General features: G+C 63.0%; 17 protein-coding genes. 2 read left to right on the top strand and 15 right to left on the bottom strand.

Features of this window, described 5'->3' with window-relative positions; translation table 11 throughout:
* Positions 1–19 precede the first annotated feature (19 nt).
* The 4 genes from BRAS3843_RS24870 to BRAS3843_RS24885 form a co-directional block, all read right to left on the bottom strand.
* Positions 20–994 carry a sulfotransferase family protein gene (locus tag BRAS3843_RS24870; RefSeq protein WP_008971847.1) on the bottom strand — a complete coding sequence of 325 codons (975 nt, stop codon included), beginning with the start codon at positions 992–994 and terminating at the stop codon, positions 20–22.
* A gap of 390 nt (positions 995–1,384) precedes the next feature.
* Positions 1,385–2,389: a hypothetical protein gene (locus BRAS3843_RS24875; protein WP_008971848.1), complete on the bottom strand. Its 1,005-nt coding sequence runs from the start codon at positions 2,387–2,389 to the stop codon at positions 1,385–1,387.
* A 429-nt stretch (positions 2,390–2,818) separates the two neighbouring features.
* Positions 2,819–3,493: a peroxiredoxin-like family protein gene (locus tag BRAS3843_RS24880; protein ID WP_008971849.1), complete on the bottom strand. Its 675-nt coding sequence runs from the start codon at positions 3,491–3,493 to the stop codon at positions 2,819–2,821.
* A 62-nt stretch (positions 3,494–3,555) separates the two neighbouring features.
* On the bottom strand, positions 3,556–4,326 hold the full coding sequence (locus BRAS3843_RS24885; RefSeq protein WP_008971850.1) for an enoyl-CoA hydratase/isomerase family protein: 771 nt from the start codon (positions 4,324–4,326) through the stop codon (positions 3,556–3,558).
* Between the two features lie 127 nt (positions 4,327–4,453).
* Here BRAS3843_RS24885 and BRAS3843_RS24890 point away from each other — a divergent pair, with 127 nt between their 5' ends.
* Positions 4,454–5,353, top strand: a complete 900-nt coding sequence (locus BRAS3843_RS24890) for a LysR family transcriptional regulator (protein ID WP_008971851.1) — start codon at positions 4,454–4,456, stop codon at positions 5,351–5,353.
* 164 nt (positions 5,354–5,517) lie between these two features.
* Here BRAS3843_RS24890 and BRAS3843_RS24895 read toward each other — a convergent pair whose 3' ends face one another.
* The 7 genes from BRAS3843_RS24895 to BRAS3843_RS24920 all read right to left on the bottom strand — a co-directional run bounded on the left by BRAS3843_RS24895 (position 5,518) and on the right by BRAS3843_RS24920 (position 11,720).
* Positions 5,518–6,303, bottom strand: a complete 786-nt coding sequence (locus BRAS3843_RS24895) for an alpha/beta hydrolase (RefSeq protein WP_008971852.1) — start codon at positions 6,301–6,303, stop codon at positions 5,518–5,520.
* A gap of 182 nt (positions 6,304–6,485) precedes the next feature.
* A complete protein-coding gene (locus tag BRAS3843_RS24900; protein ID WP_035982672.1) occupies positions 6,486–7,334 on the bottom strand; it encodes a helix-turn-helix transcriptional regulator in 849 nt (282 codons plus the stop codon).
* 41 nt (positions 7,335–7,375) lie between these two features.
* Positions 7,376–8,026, bottom strand: a complete 651-nt coding sequence (locus BRAS3843_RS24905) for a carboxymuconolactone decarboxylase family protein (protein ID WP_244425461.1) — start codon at positions 8,024–8,026, stop codon at positions 7,376–7,378.
* Between the two features lie 840 nt (positions 8,027–8,866).
* Positions 8,867–9,028 (bottom strand): hypothetical protein, encoded by a 162-nt coding sequence (locus BRAS3843_RS41685; protein WP_008971856.1) that lies wholly within the window; start codon positions 9,026–9,028, stop codon positions 8,867–8,869.
* 215 nt (positions 9,029–9,243) lie between these two features.
* Positions 9,244–10,197 (bottom strand): DUF3750 domain-containing protein, encoded by a 954-nt coding sequence (locus BRAS3843_RS24910; protein ID WP_139024962.1) that lies wholly within the window; start codon positions 10,195–10,197, stop codon positions 9,244–9,246.
* 190 nt (positions 10,198–10,387) lie between these two features.
* Complete coding sequence (locus BRAS3843_RS24915; RefSeq protein WP_139024963.1) at positions 10,388–10,741, bottom strand: H-NS histone family protein; 354 nt, start codon at positions 10,739–10,741, stop codon at positions 10,388–10,390.
* Between the two features lie 286 nt (positions 10,742–11,027).
* Positions 11,028–11,720, bottom strand: a complete 693-nt coding sequence (locus BRAS3843_RS24920; protein ID WP_008971859.1) for a DUF2848 domain-containing protein — start codon at positions 11,718–11,720, stop codon at positions 11,028–11,030.
* A 101-nt stretch (positions 11,721–11,821) separates the two neighbouring features.
* Here BRAS3843_RS24920 and BRAS3843_RS41690 point away from each other — a divergent pair, with 101 nt between their 5' ends.
* Positions 11,822–11,995 (top strand): hypothetical protein, encoded by a 174-nt coding sequence (locus tag BRAS3843_RS41690; protein WP_008971860.1) that lies wholly within the window; start codon positions 11,822–11,824, stop codon positions 11,993–11,995.
* A 16-nt stretch (positions 11,996–12,011) separates the two neighbouring features.
* On the opposite strand, the gene BRAS3843_RS24925 is transcribed toward BRAS3843_RS41690, so the two are convergent.
* The 4 genes from BRAS3843_RS24925 to xrtD form a co-directional block, all read right to left on the bottom strand.
* On the bottom strand, positions 12,012–12,839 hold the full coding sequence (locus tag BRAS3843_RS24925; RefSeq protein WP_008971861.1) for an NAD-dependent protein deacetylase: 828 nt from the start codon (positions 12,837–12,839) through the stop codon (positions 12,012–12,014).
* A gap of 209 nt (positions 12,840–13,048) precedes the next feature.
* Complete coding sequence (locus tag BRAS3843_RS42285) at positions 13,049–13,192, bottom strand: hypothetical protein (RefSeq protein WP_244425462.1); 144 nt, start codon at positions 13,190–13,192, stop codon at positions 13,049–13,051.
* A 608-nt stretch (positions 13,193–13,800) separates the two neighbouring features.
* A complete protein-coding gene (locus BRAS3843_RS24935; protein ID WP_083841427.1) occupies positions 13,801–16,203 on the bottom strand; it encodes a tetratricopeptide repeat protein in 2,403 nt (800 codons plus the stop codon).
* Positions 16,204–16,221: 18 nt separating this feature from the next.
* Positions 16,222–17,826: a VPLPA-CTERM-specific exosortase XrtD gene (xrtD, locus tag BRAS3843_RS24940; RefSeq protein ID WP_244425463.1), complete on the bottom strand. Its 1,605-nt coding sequence runs from the start codon at positions 17,824–17,826 to the stop codon at positions 16,222–16,224.
* Positions 17,827–17,957 lie beyond the last annotated feature (131 nt).

Raw genomic sequence — 17,957 nt, forward strand, 5'->3', positions numbered from 1 at the left:
CCGGCTTGGCGGCTGCCGGTCAGTCCGCGGTGCCTGATGCCATCAGCAGCATCTGCTCATAAGCCGGTCGTGCCACGGCATCGATCGCGGCGCTGACGTCGGCAGCAACGCGTTGCCGTTTCCCGGTGCTGTCGGCGACGAAGGTGCGCTGCGTTCCCAACGGGTCCTTGGAATAGAACTCCGCCGCTTGCTGCATCCTGGCCAGCGCCGCCGCCGGCACCGGCAGATTGAACGCCGGCGCAACCGTGCGCCAGATGCTTTCCGGCATGCCGTCATATCGGATGATCCGGCTGCTCTGCGGCTCGAGCTGTCGGATCGCCGCGCAGAACCGGGTGTAGAACAGAGCGATGTAGTCGCCCGGCGCAAGCCGCGCGGCGGCGTCCAAGCCGAACTGCGCGAAGAACGGATTGTTGCCGCTCTTAAGATGGCGGTACCAGACCCCGGGATCTGGATCCTCCATCACCGAGACCGCGACGTCGATGGGATCGCGAATGCAGAACACCGAGGGCGTTGCCGGGAAGGCCTGCTGCAGCAGACGGCAATATAGAACGTTCCAGCTTTCCAGCTTGAGTACATAGGGGCGGCGCGCGTGGTCTGCGAACAGCGCGCCGAGCGCGCGCAGCGCCTGGATCAGCTGCTCGGCGCTGGAGGCATGCGGCGGCATCAGGAGATCGTTGAGCGCGTCGGGCTGGGAATAGACGATGATATCGTCGAGCCGCTTCAACAATTGGCTGACCAGCGTCGAGCCGCATTTCGAGACGTGATAGATGATGCCGCGCGGTGCGATCGTCTCGAGGCCGCGGGCGTCGCCGATCGTCTCCAGCCGACGTTCGATCGGTGGCTCGGTGAAGCGCGCGGTCGTCTCGGCGACGAACGGATCGGTGAACGCTTCAGGCGGAATCGACTTGAAAGCCACCGCGAAACCGCTGCCTTCGCGCAGGATGTTTACGGGAAAAAGCCGGTATCCGTCCGCCGCCTGGTCGGGCGTCGTCATCGCGCTCTCCTGCTCCCTCCGGCCGCGATGCGTTGTCATCGTGGCGGTCGGTCGAGGATCAGGAGGGATCTGGATATGCGCTGTGCACCGGCGAACCGCAGCTGGAACGTGCTTGGCATGAGAGAAATGATTCGGGCGAGCGTGATGCTGAAAGGCGGGACGCCACTTGACGGCAGCATTTAACGCGGCCCGGTGCGGTCAGCAAAGGCGGTGCATCGGACGCCGTCTGATTTTTTTCCGCCTCCAACTCCAAAGGACTTGTTCGTACGGGATTTGCGCCAGCCTCCCACGATACGACCGATACGACAACACCCCGGCTCGCATCGAGCCGGGGTGTTTGTCGTCGCTTAAGGAGATGCTGATGCCTGGCCGATGCCGGGCGCGGCGAGCTCAGCGGCGCCGCCCGACCATCAGCAGGATGCCGCCGAACTGCGGCAGCAGCGCCAGCAACACCAGGCGGAGCATGGCGAAGTCGTCGGCCGCCGGCTTGAACAGGCCGTGGGTGACCCAGGCGACGAGCTTAATTGCGGCCTCGGTCTGCGGATCAGCGGTCTGCGTCACCGAGGCCATCGCCGCGTCCAGTGAGCGGCGGCGGTCGGCCACCTCCGCTTCGCGCTCCCGGCAGAACTTGCCGACGCCGCTCTTGCATTCGCGGTCGCGCGCTGCGGTGGCATCAGCGAGCTGTGTCTGCGCCGCTTGAATTGCTGGCGTCACGCGCGAGGAGCGCGCCAGCGCGACCTCGCTGATATTGGTGGAGGCGAAGCCGATTCCTGCGGTGACCGCGAAGACGAAGGTCATCGCCCACACCGTCCATCCCGCCAGCGCAGTGGCGCGGTGGCGGTCGTGCCAGAGCCGGGCGGCACAGGTCGGCATGACGAGCGCGACCAGGTCAGAGGCGACGCCGATGGCCAGGAACATCCAGCCCGCGATATGGCTTGAGCCGAGCGACTGGGCGAACCAGCCGTTCATGGCGATGCCGACGAGCGCCAGCGCCAGCGCGGCGCCCTGCAGCAGATAAGGCGACAAATTGTGCCGCACGCTCTGCAAATCATGCGCGACGGCTTGCGGCGCGGCTCTCGCCGCCGGCGCGGCGGGCAGCCCCGCCGCTGCCCATGTGTTGGCTGTTTCTTCGATCTTCGCGGCAGCAGCCGCTGCCGACGGGCGCTTCGCCTCCGCCTCGACCAGCTCCAGGAAGTCAGGGGCGATCAGCGAATCCGGCGCGTAGAGATCGTCGTCGTCGGGCGCGGCGGCGCTGGCTTTGGCCTTGTTGGCTTGGGTCTTGGTCCGCTTGCGCGGTTTTGCGGCCGGCGAACGTTTCGCCTTGGCCGCAGGTGTCTTGCCTGGCGGCTTGGGTTGATGCCAGGGAATGATAGACGCAACAGACTCATCGGCCATCGGAGCCGCTCCATTCGGTCGTGACGATGCGATGCGCGGCGTGCACATGAGCACGCTGTTGCGCCGACGTCGGGTGATATTGGACCGGGAATCAGGCAGCGGGCCCGTCCAGGGCGGGCCTCTTCATCGATTGCGGCTTGGCCGGCTTCGCGCGAAGAATTGGCAGAGCGGTCGCGCGCCATCTCCGCCGATGATGCGGGCGGGCTCGCGGGATGCGAACGCGACGTAATGAGGCCGACGTCCGAAAAAGGTACTAATCGCGCGGGGCCGGGCTTTCAGCCAAAACGCCCAACACCCACTTTTCTTAACCGATGGTTAACACGGATTCGCGCCCGGCGAAACCGTGACGCGCGGTTGTGTGGGGAACTCATACAGGCAACGCGGGCAGTGCGGCTTTGCGGTCACAGGCCGGGCTGCCGCGCGCCTCGATCAGGCGCCGACGCCGCCAGCGCGCCGCAATGCCGGCAGCATGTCCTCTGGCTCAGGCCGGCGCGTGTAGTCCGGGTTGACCTCGGCGTAGAGAATCGCCCGGTCCTGCGCAATGACGAAACGCGCCGGCATCGGCAGCGTCCAGCTCGCGTCGCCGTTGAATGCCGGCAGGTCGTTCCTGAACTGCTTATAGAGGTCGATCAGATAATCGGGCAGCGTGAAGCGTAGGCCGAAAGAAGCGGCGACCTCATTGCCGGGATCGGAGAGGATCGGAAAGCTCAGTGCATTCTGGCGCAGCGACTTGCGGCTGTTGGCCGCGCTCTGCGGCGAGATCGCCACCAGGCTCGCGCCGAGCGCCGCGAACTCCGGCAGCGCCGCCTGCAGCGCTTGCAGCTCCATGTTGCAATAGGGGCACCAGACTCCGCGATAGAAGCTGAGCACCAATGGTCCTTTGGTCAGAAGCTCTGTCGAAGAGACCACATCGCCGTCCGGGTCTTTGAGCGCGAACGACGGCGCCTGGTCCCCCGCTTTCAGGGCAAGGCCGGCGGCGCCGGAGGTGATCAGTTCAGCGGTGGCGCGATGCATCGTCTCGATGACGGCGCGGGGGGCGTTGTAGGGCGGCTTGCCGGCTTCGAACTCGGCCTTGAAGGCGTCGAGTTGGGCTTGAAGCGTCATGGAAGGTCTCCTTGAAGTTTGAGAATTCAGTGCGGCGAAGCGGCCGCGGCGGCACGCAAGCCTCAGGCGTTTGCGGCCATGGAACGGGCGACGTCGGCGGCGCTGATGCCTTCGAGCGCGAGGCCGTAGCCGGTGCCTTCGTCGATGATCCGCCGCAGCTTCTGCGTCAGTGCGATTCGCGTGTAGCGGCTGGTGAGCGGCGGCAGCGCCGCGAGGGTTTCGGCAATCTCATGGGCGCGGACGAGCAGCCGGTCGGCCGGCACGATCTCATTGACGGCGCCCCAATCCTTCGCGGTCTCTGCATCCAGCACCTGGCGCGTCAGAAGAAAATAGCGGCCACGCACGCTGCCGATCACTTCGGGCCACAGCAGGTTGACGCCGTCGCCCGGGACGATGCCGAAATCGAAATGCGGCTTGTCCTGGAACACCGTTTCCGGCGTCGCCAGCACGATGTCGGCGAGCAGCGCATATTCCGAATGCAACAGCACCGGCCCGTTGAGCGCGGCGATCATGGGCACCTCGATGTCGAGGATGTTCATCAGCACCTTGCGGCCCTCGCGGAAGATCTTGTCGTAGCCGCGCGGGCTGAAGAAATCGAAGCCCTCCGGGCTGATCGCATCCATAAAGGCGTCGCCCGCGCCGGTCAGGATGACGACGCGGTTATCGGTATCAGCGCCGATCTCGTGGAACAGATCGACGAACTGCGCGTGGGTGTGGCCGTCGAAGACCAGCTTGCCGCCGTCGCTGTGCAGGGTGACCTGCAGCACGCCGCTCGGCGAGCGGGTCAGACGCGCATTGGTGAAGCGGTCGCGATAGGTGGTGAGGTGGGCCATGGCCGTCATCCCTGGTGTTCGGGTTGCGGGGGGATGCTGGGTGAACCAGCGCCCACGTTATGGCCATTCCGCTCAGCTTATGGCAGACAGGGCCGGGCGATAGTGTTTATTCCCTATGGGAATGGTGATGGACCGGCTGCAGGCGATGGCGGCGTTCGTGCGCGTGGTGGAGACCGGCTCGTTCTCGGGCGCGGCGAAGCAGCTCGGCGTCGGCCAACCGGCGGTGAGCAAGACCATCGCGCAGCTGGAGGCGCGGCTGCAGGTGCGGCTGCTGTTGCGCTCGACCCATCGGCTGACGCCGACCGAGGCCGGCTTGCGTTTCTATGAGCGGGCGCGGCTTGCGATCCAGGAGGCCGATGAGGCGGAGCTGCAGGCGCGTGGCGCCGGCCGCGGCCTCTCCGGGCGGTTGCGCGTTTCGGCCGCGACCACTTTTGCCCGGCTGATGATCGTGCCGCATCTGCCGGACTTTCTGGCGCGCCATCCGGAGCTGGAGATCGACGTGGTCCTGGACGACCGCGTGATCGACTTCGTTTCGGAGGGCATCGACGTGGGCTTGCGCATGGGCGAGCTGAGCGACACCGGCGCCGTCGCGCGCCGCATCGCTACCAGCGGCCGCTCGGTGGTCGCCACGCCGGCCTATCTCGCCCGTGCAGGCACGCCGACGGTGCCGGCCGATCTCGCTGCGCATGAGGCCGTGATGTACAGCCAGCTCGGAAATGCCTGGACGTTCCGGCGCGACGGCACCGAGGCTTCCGTCGTCGTGCGCGGCCGTCTCAGCGTCAGCGCGGCTGAAGGCATCCGCGCCGCCGTTCTCGCCGACATGGGGCTTGCGGTAGCCTCGGACTGGATGTTCGGCCCGGAGCTCGCGAGCGGCGCGGTCCGCCGCGTGCTCGCGGATTGGTCGCTGCCGCCGCTCGACCTCTGGGCGGTGTTTCCGACGGGGCGGCTTGCGAGCGCGAAGGCAAGGGCGTTCGCGGAGTTTGTGGAGGAGAGTTTGAAGAGGGGCGGGCTGATGGACTCCGCTTAGCCACAACGTTGTCCATCAGATCCCGCGATTGCTGTCCGCGAGAGGTCGTCCCTGACGGAGGGCAGCAGGCTATCATTCTGCTTGGCGAACCTCGTAGGCGATCAGTCGCACAGATTCGAAGCGTCAAGGTACACCGCACGGGTCGAGCACGGCGGTTGAGCTGCCTAACTCACAACAGAGATCATGCGCTCACATCGGGAAGCGATGACCTGCGGCATTTCGATTGGAATGAGATGGCCGGCATCGGGCACGATTGTGAAGGTCGCATGTGGCAAGAGACTGGAGAACAATGGCCGCAGGACCGACTCGCGCTCCACCTGATCGTGCTCACCAAGCAGAATGTCGACCGGCAAGGCCAGACTTCTCAGCGCTGCGCTGACATCGGCGATCATACCCTGTTGTGGCCAATAGCGCTTCGCCTCCGGCTCGCCGCGCAGCGTATCTTCGATCACCTGCTCGCGGTGCACGGTATCGAACGTCGGTCCAGCCAACACCGTCAGGGCCTGCGCTACGCCTTCCCGCGATTGATAGGATGCGAGCATGCCGGCTCGGACCTCGAGCGGAACGTCCATGGCGGTTGGAGGCGCCGGCGCGACCAGAACGAGCCCGGACAGACCGGAGTGGCCGCGGCCTGCTAGGACTTGGGCCACCTTGCCGCCCATCGAGTGGCCGACCACCACGTATCTCTTGATGCCAAGGCACGCGACGACAGCGGCAACGTCAGAAGCGAGCGCATCAAGGTCATAGTGTCCGTCGATCGCACGCGAGCCGCCCCAACCGCGCTGATTGATAGCCACCTTACGGATACGCTCGGGCAGAAGTGCCAGAACCGGCTTCCACGTGCGCGCCGATCCGCCCCAATAGTGCAGGAAAACAAGTGCCGGATCGTCCCGGCCGGTGTCATCCACGATGAGTTCGGCGCCTTCCGTCCGGATCGTTCGCGCTGTCATCATTGTTGCTCCAAAGTCGTTAGTCGAAGCGACCCATCCAGGGGTCTGACATTCCTGCCGAGATGCGCCCCAGCAGGTGGTTCGAAACGCACTCATCAGTTGCTGATGCCATTCGCCCCCGACGTTCGTAGGCGAGCGCCGGGAAGTTTATGCGGCCGTTAGAGCCCGGCGCGCGAGCGCCCCTATGTGCCGGAACGCGTCTCGCGTGCGTGACGCGAGACGAACGCGGTATGAACCCGCTCGGTTTCGTCGTCGGCGGGGATCATGCATTCCAGACGAAGCTCCTGCGCCGTGATCGTCAGAGGCGTGCCGACGGTCGTAATCAAGGAAAAGTAGCTCAAGGACACGCCGTCCTTCGCGAAGGTCAGCGGGATCATCGGGGAGGAGACGTCGGTGTCCAGCGCGCGCCGCCGTATATCCACGTCGGGATATTGCCCGAGTTCCTCCAGGAGTTGATGGGTTCCGGGATCGATGACATGGCCCAGCGCCTCGCGATACACGCGCGCCAGAAGCATGCGTGACGTTGCGGGCCAGTCGACCACGAAGGGACGCAGACCCAAGGGATCAAAGGTGAGATGCAGAAGGTTGCGCGGGGCGGGCCGCGCCGCCAAGTCGATGAAACAGCTGAAGAAGCGTGGGGCCGCGTCATTGGCCAGCATGACGTTCCAGTAACGGTCCATCACCACCGCCGGGAACGGCTCGTTCTGCTTCAACATGCGCTGCAGCGCCTTGCTGATACGCGACAGCGATGGGGCATCCAAGGCCGCATCGGAATAGTGCGGCGCGTAGCCCGCCGCCAGCAGGATTGCATTCCGTTCACGCAGCGGCACCTCGAGCGCCTCCGCGAGGTCAACCACCATCTGTCGGCTGGGCTGGCTCCGGCCGCTCTCCACGAAGCTGATGTGCTTCTGGGATACCCCCGCGTCCAGTGCCAGATCGAGTTGCGACTTGCCGCGGAGATCACGCCAGTGTCGCAGCAGCGCGCCAGCCGAACCCGATTCGAATTGTCTCGTAGTTGCTGAAGCCGTCATTGTCGTCCTCTTGCTGCGATCGGCGGTCCAGGCTTCACGCATCAGGTCGCGTGCCACATGTGATCACCGAATCTCGCCTCGAGCGGCGGCCTTGTCACGTTGGAGGTGTAGTTCGTGATCGTCGAGGCCGCGCTGACCGCGATCACTTCCAGCAGATGTGCGGGCGTGAAGCCTGCCGCTAGAAAGGCATCGATACCGTATTGGTCGAGCTTGCCCCGGGTTTCGATCAAGGTCCTTGCCAGCAGAGAAAGCGCGGCGAGCTTGGGATCGGCGGGTGGGCGGCGCGCTCGGATCGCGTCGACGTCAGCTTCCGCTATGCCCTGTCCGCGAGCGAGGGCGCTGTGGAACGCGACAGCCCATTCGGCGCCGTTCGTCACGGCATTCGTCAGCAGCAGCACCTGGATCTGCGGTTCGGTGAAGCTGCCGCCGTGCACCTGGCCGAACAGCCCCACGAGGCTATCGATCAGGATCGGGGACGTCGCCATTGCACCGGCGATGTTGGGGACGAAGCCGAAGGCGGACTGAAGCGCCTTAAGGGAAAAGCGCGAGGCTTCAGGCGCGTTGTCGACAGTGTGAACGGGATACAAGGACATTTTGGCCTCAATGGTTGGGGAACCGAAGCCAACCTCGCAACCAGGTCGGCTATGCACCGACGTGTCGCCTATCGACGGCTTTGTCTCAATTACCTCCAATGTAATCGAAACTCCGCGCGGCTGGCCTCCTTTGCGCCCACCACACCCGCGCCCGGCCGACCGGCAAAGTGAGCCATCAAGATATTGCCCACGGATGAATTGCTGACCCAAGCGACCCCGCGGCGAGTCCATTGATCCAGGCTGTTCAGCATCGTCAGCGCGCCAGATGATAGCGCGCGTCCGTTACGCGGCCGCCCAGTATCGATCCAAAATTTCTATTTCTTATTTTCAGAAATCATGGTATCTCTCATCCATCCCGTCTCGATGCGAGGGGCGTATCGCGGTCGTCACGAACGTGGGGCGGGGAGCGGTGGCCGCGACGGTGTTGCCCGACGAGCAGCATCGATCGGCGCAGCGTCGAGGCTTCGGCGGGCAGGTAGCAAGCCCGTCGTTTTCGGGCCTTGGCGAGGCGCCTTTGCGGACGGCCAAGCCGTGTGGTCCTGGCGCCCCGGTGCTGGCGCTAAGTTCGTGACAACGCTGGCGCGTTGCACGGGTGACAGGGGCAAGACAGCCGGTCCCTGAGGAGAGCGCGGAGCAACCGTAAATCCATCGCGCAGGGAAGGCCGGATGATCGGCCAAACCTGTGGTGACTGCCGCCTGCTTTTTTCTGCAGGCGGGCCATGGGTGAGGTCTTCACCCGGCCTTCCCTGCGCCCTCGCGTTTACCGGGGCCAACCAAAGCTCAAGCCTCGGGTGCCATGCGGCCCGCGAGAACGCGAGAGGCTATCCGCTGTTTGACCTCAGATCATGCGCCGACATCAACAGCCAAGTACAACACCCCGCAACAGACGCCGCCGCACGCGCGCCGCTGCGGGACTTTCCGCCTCACATGCAAGCAGTCCTAATCGTCCTTCGCGATATCAGCGGGCTTTTCCGGAATCTCGATCGTGCCGCCTTCGCCGGTGGCGAGATCGCGCTCGTCGCTGCGATCCTCGTTCACGTCGCGCGGCGGGCGGTCGGCGGGCAGCCGGTCGCCGTGCTGAGCTGCGGGTTTCTTGTTCATGCCGAGGTCTCCGGAGCAACATGACGGGTCAAGTCGCTGAAGCCTGTCCGGGATCCTCGTGTCTTTGGCGGGGGACGGCCCGCGTCCATCAAGCCGGCCTTTGTCCGGCGGTGTCGCCATCCTTTTTCACCACACTGCCATCCTATCCCAACAGGGACGCGACACGGATGAAGTCAGCTGATGCTGCAACCGTCAGAGCCGCCGCCGGAGAGGCTTCAATTCGCCGCAGCCAAAGGACGATCCGAGGACCCGTTCAACGGACGATCGCTGGCCACGGCCTGCGCAGGCACTCCGAGGCGAACGCTCCCGAAGCCCGGCACCTTCAGGGCTGGCGCTCGGAGGTCCAGTCCAGCCACGAAGGTGAAGAGATTCATCTCGACCCCTTCGACCCAGCCCATCTTCAGGCCGAGAACGCCCCATGCACTTGCTTCGATTCCGGTCCGGCTGTCCGTCAATCCGATATAGATGCCGGGCTTGAAATCCCGTCCCACCGCTGTCGGCGGCAAGGTCACGCCCAGTTCCGGCACCGAACGGAGCACCGCCGCCACAAAGGTGTTGCTGTTGGGGCCCGGCCAGAATCTGTAGTGTCCAAGCGTCGCTTCATAAGTATCGATCGCGTGCTTCAGCTTGGGGACCATCGCGGCTGCAGCAGGTCCTCGGACGTCAGCAAGGATGATCGGCGTTCGCCCGTACCAGCGCCCGTCAGGCGCGTAGCGATTGAGCGACGGGGTGCTGCCGAGCCACACGCCATTCAATTCGCCGTTGAAGTCGCGGCTTGCATATCCAAGAACTTCGTAGCGCTCCCACGACGGTGCATTCTCAGCCTTCAGCACGATCCAGGTATGCGTGAAGAATTTTCCCCGTTCGCCGGAGAGGGGCGCCGACATGACGACGACCCGCGGTGCCGGATCGCGATCGGCGCTTGGCAGATATCCCGTGCTCGCCATGTCTGCCGATCCGGTGAGGTTCGCAACCGGCGCCTCGCCCAGGAAGATCGCCACCCGCAAGACAACAGGGACGACGAACACAATCAGGAAAAAAAGCAGGGCCTTGATGAAAAGGCCAGCTCTCTGACGCGCGCCGCCAATGATTTCGACGTTAGGAAGGGTGGTCGACACGCTGGAACCATTTAAATGATAGAACGAATGTTGCGGATTATTCTTTATCAACGCAAGTGCAAAACAGAAAGCTGCACATGTTAAGTTCGCCGCGGGAACTCACGCTTACGCTTAAAATGCATGCAAGGACTTTGCATGCCGCGATGAGGACTGATCATTTATTGGAAGATACTGGAACCGCGAGTGCCACGCCACCAATACACGCTCCGCGCGAAAGTGCGCGAAGTTCCACAAGCCGATATCATGGGCCCTTGATGCGGAACTCTTCCAGCTTCCGGCCAGATCGAAGCTGCGCAACCAGCCAACGAGGCTGCTTCCCTCTGCCTGCCCAGGTCTCGTCCGGGTTTTTTGGATTGCGATATTTGGGAAGGACCTTCGGATACGGCCGCTTCGTGTCCCTGGCGGGCATATGGCGGCTCACGGCGCCGATCTGGTTGGATGCGGCCGTATGGCGCTTGACGGAGCCGAGCTGGCTGAGACGTTCCTCCAGCATCGCCTTCTCCGCCGCAATCTTGCGGCCCAGCTCCGCAACCAACCGCTCATGGAGATCCCAGAGCTGATCCACGGACATCGATTTTAGGTTGTAGCTCTTCATCTCGATTCAGATAACCCGAGATTCGCCGATAAGCAATTCAGCTAAGGATTTCAGCGGTAACTTTCAACCGCAAAATCGTTTCTGACGGAAGCTGTGATGTCGCAGCAATATTAATAGATAGAAATAGAATTAAGAACGTTTGGTAGTATCCGTAGGACTACAAGGGCGATGCAATTGTCGATTGTGCAAAGCCGTAAATTCGGTGCGCCGAATACAACCAAGCGTGCATATAAAGCAGCTGTTGGACGCGAAGACGTCGATTCCTCGGTCTGACCTGACTTGCGAATCAGCCGACGATCGCAAGCGGCTCCACGGAGTAACCATGCCGCACGGTACGCCGGAGCACGGGGTCGAACATCTCAAACTCGAACCTCTCCGCCGGACGAATCCCGCCTTTCGCGGCAAATGTGCCGCCGAACATTGCGGTGCCCTCAGGTATGCCAGCGTCGCCATAGCGTCGCGCAATCAGGTCGTCCGCGGCCAGCATGCCGTCGAGCGTGCCTTCTTGGTAGAGCTTCCGCTCGCCGTTGATGGTTGCATAGGAGCGCAGCACGATGCGGTCCCAATGCGCCGCCACCTCCGAGTAAAGCCACAGCTCCGGCGCGATCGGCTTGTCGCACATCTGCTTGGAGACGGTGATGTTGTAGGTCTCGACCTTGCGATCGGTATGGTCAGAGCCGACGCCGACGTAAAGCTGGCCGTTGGCGTGAAGCAGGACGAACTCAACTTCCCCGCTCGAGTCCCCGCCGCTCACCTCGATCGCATCGGCCGTCGTCAGCCGGCGTGCCGCAACCTCGTAGTAGATCGGTGTCGATGCCGGCCGCGCGATACCAAGCGCTTCGAGCTCGGCGATGTGCTTGTCGCGCGCCACCGGATCACGCCCGGTCCAGCCCGCGATCACCAGCCGGCCGATATGGAGCCGCTGCCGCGCAGCGTCCGATCCCTGGTGAACCGTGAACTCGACCGTCGCGCCGCTCATCTCATCGCCTTTCTGCTCGAATCGCGCCTCTGCCCCACGGGCGCTGCCAGCCGGAACCCGGCCTGCGCGACGCCGTTGTCAAACGACAAAGGAGCGCAGCGATGGCCGACAACAGGGATCCAAAGCAGAAGCAGCCGGGCGAGAAGGAAGCCGGGCAATATCACTACAATCCGGGTAACCAGTCGGGCAAGGTGGCCGACATCGTCAAGCCGGAGTCCGAGCGCGACAACAATCGCGACCGGATCGAGAACCGCGACGAGCCGCACAGCCGCTAGGCCCGATCGAACCTGCTCAGCAGGCATGCTCGCCCTCGAGCAGGAAGGCGAGCGCGCTCTCGCAGGGCGCCTCGACCTTCAGCGTCAGCAGTTCGTCGGCGCGGGTGCGGCCGAGATTGATCGCCGCGATCGGGATGCCGCGTTGCGCGGCGGCCTGCGCGAAGCGGAAGCCGGAATAGACCATCAGCGAGGAGCCGACGATCAGCATGGCGTCGGCCTGCTCAAGCTGCGCGCGCGCGTCGGCAACGACATCGCGCGGGACATTCTCGCCGAAGAACACGACGTCGGGCTTGAGCACGCCGCCGCAGGCAAGGCAGGCCGGCACCTGGAAACGGCAGAAGTCCATGCCGTCGAGATCGGCATCGCCGTCCGGCGCATCAGCGGCGTCGAGCGTCAGCCAGCCCGGATTGGCGTGCGACAGCTGCTCCTGGAACGCCTGGCGCGAGCTCAGCGCGCCGCAGCCCATGCATCTGACGCGATCGAGACGGCCGTGCAGGTCGATCACCTGGCGGTGGCCGGCGGCCTGGTGCAGCCGGTCGACATTCTGGGTCACCAGCAGCTTGCTGCGGCCCTGTGCCTCGAGCCGCGCCAGCGCGTGATGGGTCAGGTTCGGCTGTGCGCGGCCGAAGCGCTGCCAGCCGATCAGGCTCCGCGCCCAATAGCGTTGGCGCGTGCGTTCCTCGCCCATGAAGGCCTGGAAGGTCACCGGCTGGGTCCGCTTCCAATTGCCGTGTCGGTCGCGATAGTCTGGAATGCCGGAATTGGTGCTGCACCCGGCCCCGGTCAGCACGAACAGAGTGCGGTGCCGACCGATAAAATCCTGGAGCGCGCGGTGTTCGACCATGGCGCATGATCTAGGCGGTGCGAGGAGGGATTGCCAGACCTGCCGCCGCCGGTCCGACGAGGCGGGTCAATGTCGTGATGGTGATGGCGCGATACCCTGGATCAACCGCGCTGAGCTCGCCTCCCGCCGCGGCCTTCGAGATCGCGCCGGCGGAGACCTTCCAGCGACCTGGGCCGCTGCAGGGCCTGGCGTCGAGGGTCAATCAAGCGTCAGTCCGTGGTTATGTCGCCGTTGGGCGCCAGCGTCACGGATAGCGTCGCGCCATCCTTATCCGCCTTGCCGCGCCACCTGCCCTGATAATCCTTCTTGAGCTGCGATACGTTCGAAAATCCGCGTGCCTGCAGTTTCGCCACCGCTTGATCCTCCGTGAACGCGCGGTCACTGGTGCGGGCGGCACCGGCTGCCTGTCTGGAGTTTTGGGCCGGCTCAGAGGGGGTGGTCACGTTTGCGCAGCGCTCGTCCGGTCCCGTTGCGGAATAGCAAGGCAGCCGCGGCGCCCTCGCGGAGTAGCAGGAACTGGTCGGATTCGAGGCGTTGCAGGGAGCATTGGCGCTGGTCGACGAAGTGGACTGTATGGTCGCTGTCGTCGCCGCGGACGCCGCCGTGGTCCGGGTGGTCTGCGCGAACGCGTGGCCGGACAAAGCCAGCAGCACAGACGCAGCTGCGACGGAAACCGGCAATCCAGCGGTATACGAACGCCGCGGCCCAATCGCGGATCCAAGAAAGCGGATCGCGAAAAGTGAACCGGCGATTCCGCTCGCCCGAACTTCAACAGTCATTTGCAGTCTCCCCACAATGCTGGCTCACGATCGGAAAGCCGGACCTTGCGCTTATGGCGGCGATTTGATCCGTAACTCAGTTTCAAAGGGTCGCTTCCAGGCTGGGAAATAGCAACACCAATCTGTCCGGCCAGCGTCGAGCCGCAACAAGACATGCGCCCACTGATTTCTCGAGCCCGTGCTTACGATGCGGTCTTCTCAATAGCAGCGCGTATTTCCGCTGACAACTTGTCGTCCGGCGCAAGGTCGAGGGCGCGTTTAAGATGTGTGGAGGCTTTCGATGATTGTCCGACCGCGATTAGAGCCATTGCGTAATGGTATTGTACCGAAGCCTGATCGGGAAGGGCAGCCGCGGCTTCCTCGCACTGTGAAAGGGCCTTGCGATAGTCGCCCTGGAGGTAGTTGGCCCAGCACAGGGTGTCCTTGAACTCCGGTACCGGCGATTTCCGCAGCGCGGCCGCGATGGATTCGGCCTTCTTGAGGCTCGCTTGATCGGTCCGTCGTTCAAAAATCAGAGCGGCAAGGTTATTGATTGCGATCAGGTTACCCGGTTCCCGGTCAAGGAGCTTCTCGTACTCAGACATCGCGCTTTCGAAGTCACCTTTTTGCTCCAAGGCTCGCGCGAGCAGAAGGTGCTGGTTGGGGGCGTCGGGAAGTTCGCCAATTTCTGTCCGCAAGATCCGGATCGCCTCGTCATACTCTTTGCGGCTCAGGAAGAACTCCGCGAGCGCCTGATAACCGGCCGGATTCTTCGGTTCCAGGCTGACCGCGGCACGCAAGTCTGACAGGACACGCGTAGGATCGCCCCGCGCGATGCCCACCGACGCCCGCAGCACCAGCAAATTGGCATCCTGCGGATTCTTCGCAACTGCGGGGTTGATGACGGCTTCAGCTTCGTCCGTGCGGTGAGCCTTAATCAGCGCGGCGACAAGCAATTTCAGCGGATCGAGCGCTTTGGGTGCCGCTTCGTGCGCTCGCCGAAGCGCCGCGGTCGCATCGTCGAGCCTGTTTCGCTGCAGCAGCATCATGCCGACGAGCTGATCGGCCAGGCTGCTGTTCCCGCTGTTCTTTATGGAGGCCGCGATCTCCTGCACGCCGTCCCAATTCTGACGGGCCATTTTGATCTGCGCCAGCATCAGCGATAGCTGAACATCATTCGGTCGTCGCGCCATGAGCTGCTGGATCACGTCCTCGGCGCGTGCGCTCAACCCGCGCCGCTGGAGGAAGGCGACATATTGTTGGCCAATGGGCTGATCGAAATTTGACGCCCGGCTCGCGTCCGCGAACTGCTTGTCAGCGAGTTCGATCAGACCGCTGCGTTCGTATGCGGTTGCCAACAGCAGCATGAGCTCGGTCGAACGCGGCTCCAGGTTGATCGCCTCGACCAGATCGGTAATTGCGCCCTCGTACTGGCGCCGTTGAATGCGCAGCGAGGCGCGCAATTTGAGCGCTGAGGCATCCCGAGCGTCCCGCAGCAGCTCGGCGAGCCGAGCCTCGGCGCCGTCGAAATCCTTCTGTTTCAAGGCCAGCTGAGCTAGCGCAAGGCGCACCTGCCGAGCTTGCTTTGCGTTGGCGTCCTTCTCGAGGAGCGCTTCGAGGCGCCGCCGGCAGTCGTCCAGCCTCCCGTCGGCGACATCGACGTCGACCATGCCCATTTCGAGCGGGAACAGGTTTCCGTTTGCGCGGATACCGGCCTCCAGCGCCTCTCGCGCCTGCGCCGGCGAATTCCTTGTCTTGAGCAGGAAGCGCGCCAAGGTCAAACTGCCCGTGATGTCGGAGGGATGCTGGTCCGCGTAGTCCCGCAAGACCTGCTCCGCAGTGTCAGGGTGGCCTCGCCCGACATAGAAACTCGACAGCAGGGAACGATAGGTCAGCTCATTTGGCGCAGATTCGGTGAGCTCTCTGAGAGTTCTCTCCAGTGCTTCAAGGTCGCCCGTTCGTTCCAAAAGGTTGATCTTCAGAAGCTGCAGTCCGAGTTTCGAGCCTTTGAAGTCCGCACTGTCATCTCGGTCCAAGAGAGACAATGCGCCCTCGGAATCGCCTTTGCTCATCCGCTGGATTGCAAGAACGATCGTCGCATCGACATTATTCGGATCAGCGGCAAGCGCCGTCTGCGCCTCTTGGCCGGCTTGATCGCTGTCGCCGAGCCTGATCGCGATCGCAGCCTTCAGCGCGTGCAAGTCCGCGCTATTGTTGCGTTGCAGGCCGGCTTCGGCCAACTTCAACGCTTCGCCGGTCGAGCCAGCCATCAGCAGGATCTTGCCCAGTTTGACGCGCGTTCCGACGTCGTCCGTCGCAAGGTCGACAATGGCGCGCAGATCGGCCGCGACGTGCGGCCAATCTCCCGCCTTCTCGTCGAGCTCGGCGAGAGTCCGCCAAGCGCCCATAAGGTCCTTCTTCAGCCGAATTGCATTTTTGAGCTCAATGACGGCCTTGGCCGTTTCATGGTCGGCCAGCAATTTTTGGGCGCGTTCGAAGTGCTGCTGCGCGCGTGTTTCGAGGGAACTGCAGCCGGCGACCTGAAGAGAAGCGACCACAAGCAAGTTGGCAGCTAGCACTCTATGAGATCGGAAAATGGAGGACATCTCGATGTTCCGGAGCCCTTACGAGTTCTGGGAAGATTTGGAGGTTGCCAGATATTGTTTCAGCTGCGGCATGAGTGCATTGATAAACAGCCGCAGTCTGGCATCGGCGTCGCTCTCGAATTCGCTCGGGCGAATAATGGTGGTCAGGCGGACCAGCGCGCCGTCCGATCGATTGAGTGTCAGCGCATCATAGAGCAGATAGGCTTTTGAGATATATTCGTTGGCGATCTGCCTGCCGCGCTCGTCGTACCAGTAGTATACCAGTTGGCGCTGCCCGTTCCGTTCGACGATCGCGCGGTTGAAGGGATGGTCCGCGTCGAGACGAGTGCGTTGGAAGTGAGTTATCAGCCAACCGCTGCCGGGGATGCAAACGAGAGGCGAGTGCGGGGACTCGCCCATGCGTTGCGATGCATAGTAGGCAACATAAAGATTGACGGGTTCTCCGCCAGGAGCGGCGTAGTCGGAGAGGATATAGTCGTCGAGTGCGAGGGTCTGCTCGACCTCAGGCTCGAGGACCGAGGGGCGGCCCTGCCAACCTTCAAGCGCGCCTGGAAACGTCAAGAAGCGGCCGCGCGCGGGAATATTCTCGGGCCGATGCGCCACCAGCGGGCTCGCCAGGAGAAGCAGGAAGACCAAAGACAAGCAAGCGGCGAGAGGTCGTGATCGAAGCTGCAGGGCCGGCCGATGCACCGAAGATTCGTTGATGCCGGAGTTCTCTGGAAGCGAAAGGGAAAAAGCGTGACCGGAGAGCCGAGACAAGACGTACATCTCAGCCGCCAATAGAGTTGCGCAAGCCACAAAGATGACCCAGCCTTCAAAGAAGTGCAGCGCGCCTTCGGCCATCTGCGCACCCCAGCGATCGACCGTTACGCCGATTAATGCGATGCGAAACCCGTTCATGATCACCGTGATCGGAGCGCAGGACAGAAGTACGACGACCCGCTGCCAAAGCGGCGCACGAAAGATGTAGGCTGCCAAAAAACTGAGGCTCAGCAGAGGGAACAGGTAGCGGAGGCCGCTGCAGGCATCGACAACTTGAAGCTTATAGACGCCGAGGTCGACGATGTTCCCGTCGAGGAGCACGGGAATATCCAACAGGCGTATCAGGAACACGCCGAGGCGCGACGAGATGAGCTGCAGCTGAAGCGATAATGCGGCGTCTATGAAATACGGAAGAGGAATAGCGAACACCAGGAAGGCGATTGGCCAGAACGCAGCCCGAAACAGACTGAAGCCGCCGAACGCGAGCGTTATTCCGAACAGGGTGACAATAAATGCGAGCTGAGAAAAAAGAAAAATCGCGCTGAGCTGGCCAATAAAATGCATCGCTAGCGCGAAAGCGACCAGGGCGACGCCGGCCCAGGATGGGCGCCCAATGCATCGATGGAGTGCCTCGCGACGCGACCAAAGCAGCCAGGCCGTAATCAGTGGAATCAAGAACCCATGGCCATATTCTTCCTGGGTGGTCCACCTCCGCACCAGCTCAAGAAGCGCATCTCGAAAGGCAAACAAAGCTAAGATCAATGTGGCAAGGGCCAGCAGTCGCGTTCGTACCCAGGCCCGCTCGGAAGGCTCAATCCAGCTCGTTAACATTGTTGTTTCTGGCAGATTGGTACGAAACACCTGAACTCCAGCCGATACTGTACGGTCTCCACATGAGAATTGATGAAATTAAACCGCAGATTTCTACGCAAGTACATTTAATTTGACGCGATGAGCCGTTCCGGTCGGAACGGCCGGGCAAACAGCTAGCG

It is taken from the genome of Bradyrhizobium sp. STM 3843 (assembly GCF_000239815.1).
Taxonomy (GTDB): domain Bacteria; phylum Pseudomonadota; class Alphaproteobacteria; order Rhizobiales; family Xanthobacteraceae; genus Bradyrhizobium.

What these genes read in the sequence shown, in the direction of transcription:
- BRAS3843_RS24870 (WP_008971847.1), bottom strand. Translation starts at nt 994, where the DNA reads ATGACGACGCCCGACCAGGCGGCGGACGGATACCGGCTTTTTCCCGTA.
- BRAS3843_RS24875 (WP_008971848.1), bottom strand. Translation starts at nt 2,389, where the DNA reads ATGGCCGATGAGTCTGTTGCGTCTATCATTCCCTGGCATCAACCCAAG.
- BRAS3843_RS24880 (WP_008971849.1), bottom strand. Translation starts at nt 3,493, where the DNA reads ATGACGCTTCAAGCCCAACTCGACGCCTTCAAGGCCGAGTTCGAAGCC.
- BRAS3843_RS24885 (WP_008971850.1), bottom strand. Translation starts at nt 4,326, where the DNA reads ATGGCCCACCTCACCACCTATCGCGACCGCTTCACCAATGCGCGTCTG.
- BRAS3843_RS24890 (WP_008971851.1), top strand. Translation starts at nt 4,454, where the DNA reads ATGGACCGGCTGCAGGCGATGGCGGCGTTCGTGCGCGTGGTGGAGACC.
- BRAS3843_RS24895 (WP_008971852.1), bottom strand. Translation starts at nt 6,303, where the DNA reads ATGACAGCGCGAACGATCCGGACGGAAGGCGCCGAACTCATCGTGGAT.
- BRAS3843_RS24900 (WP_035982672.1), bottom strand. Translation starts at nt 7,334, where the DNA reads ATGACGGCTTCAGCAACTACGAGACAATTCGAATCGGGTTCGGCTGGC.
- BRAS3843_RS41685 (WP_008971856.1), bottom strand. Translation starts at nt 9,028, where the DNA reads ATGAACAAGAAACCCGCAGCTCAGCACGGCGACCGGCTGCCCGCCGAC.
- BRAS3843_RS24915 (WP_139024963.1), bottom strand. Translation starts at nt 10,741, where the DNA reads ATGAAGAGCTACAACCTAAAATCGATGTCCGTGGATCAGCTCTGGGAT.
- BRAS3843_RS24920 (WP_008971859.1), bottom strand. Translation starts at nt 11,720, where the DNA reads ATGAGCGGCGCGACGGTCGAGTTCACGGTTCACCAGGGATCGGACGCT.
- BRAS3843_RS41690 (WP_008971860.1), top strand. Translation starts at nt 11,822, where the DNA reads ATGGCCGACAACAGGGATCCAAAGCAGAAGCAGCCGGGCGAGAAGGAA.
- BRAS3843_RS24925 (WP_008971861.1), bottom strand. Translation starts at nt 12,839, where the DNA reads ATGGTCGAACACCGCGCGCTCCAGGATTTTATCGGTCGGCACCGCACT.
- BRAS3843_RS24935 (WP_083841427.1), bottom strand. Translation starts at nt 16,203, where the DNA reads ATGTCCTCCATTTTCCGATCTCATAGAGTGCTAGCTGCCAACTTGCTT.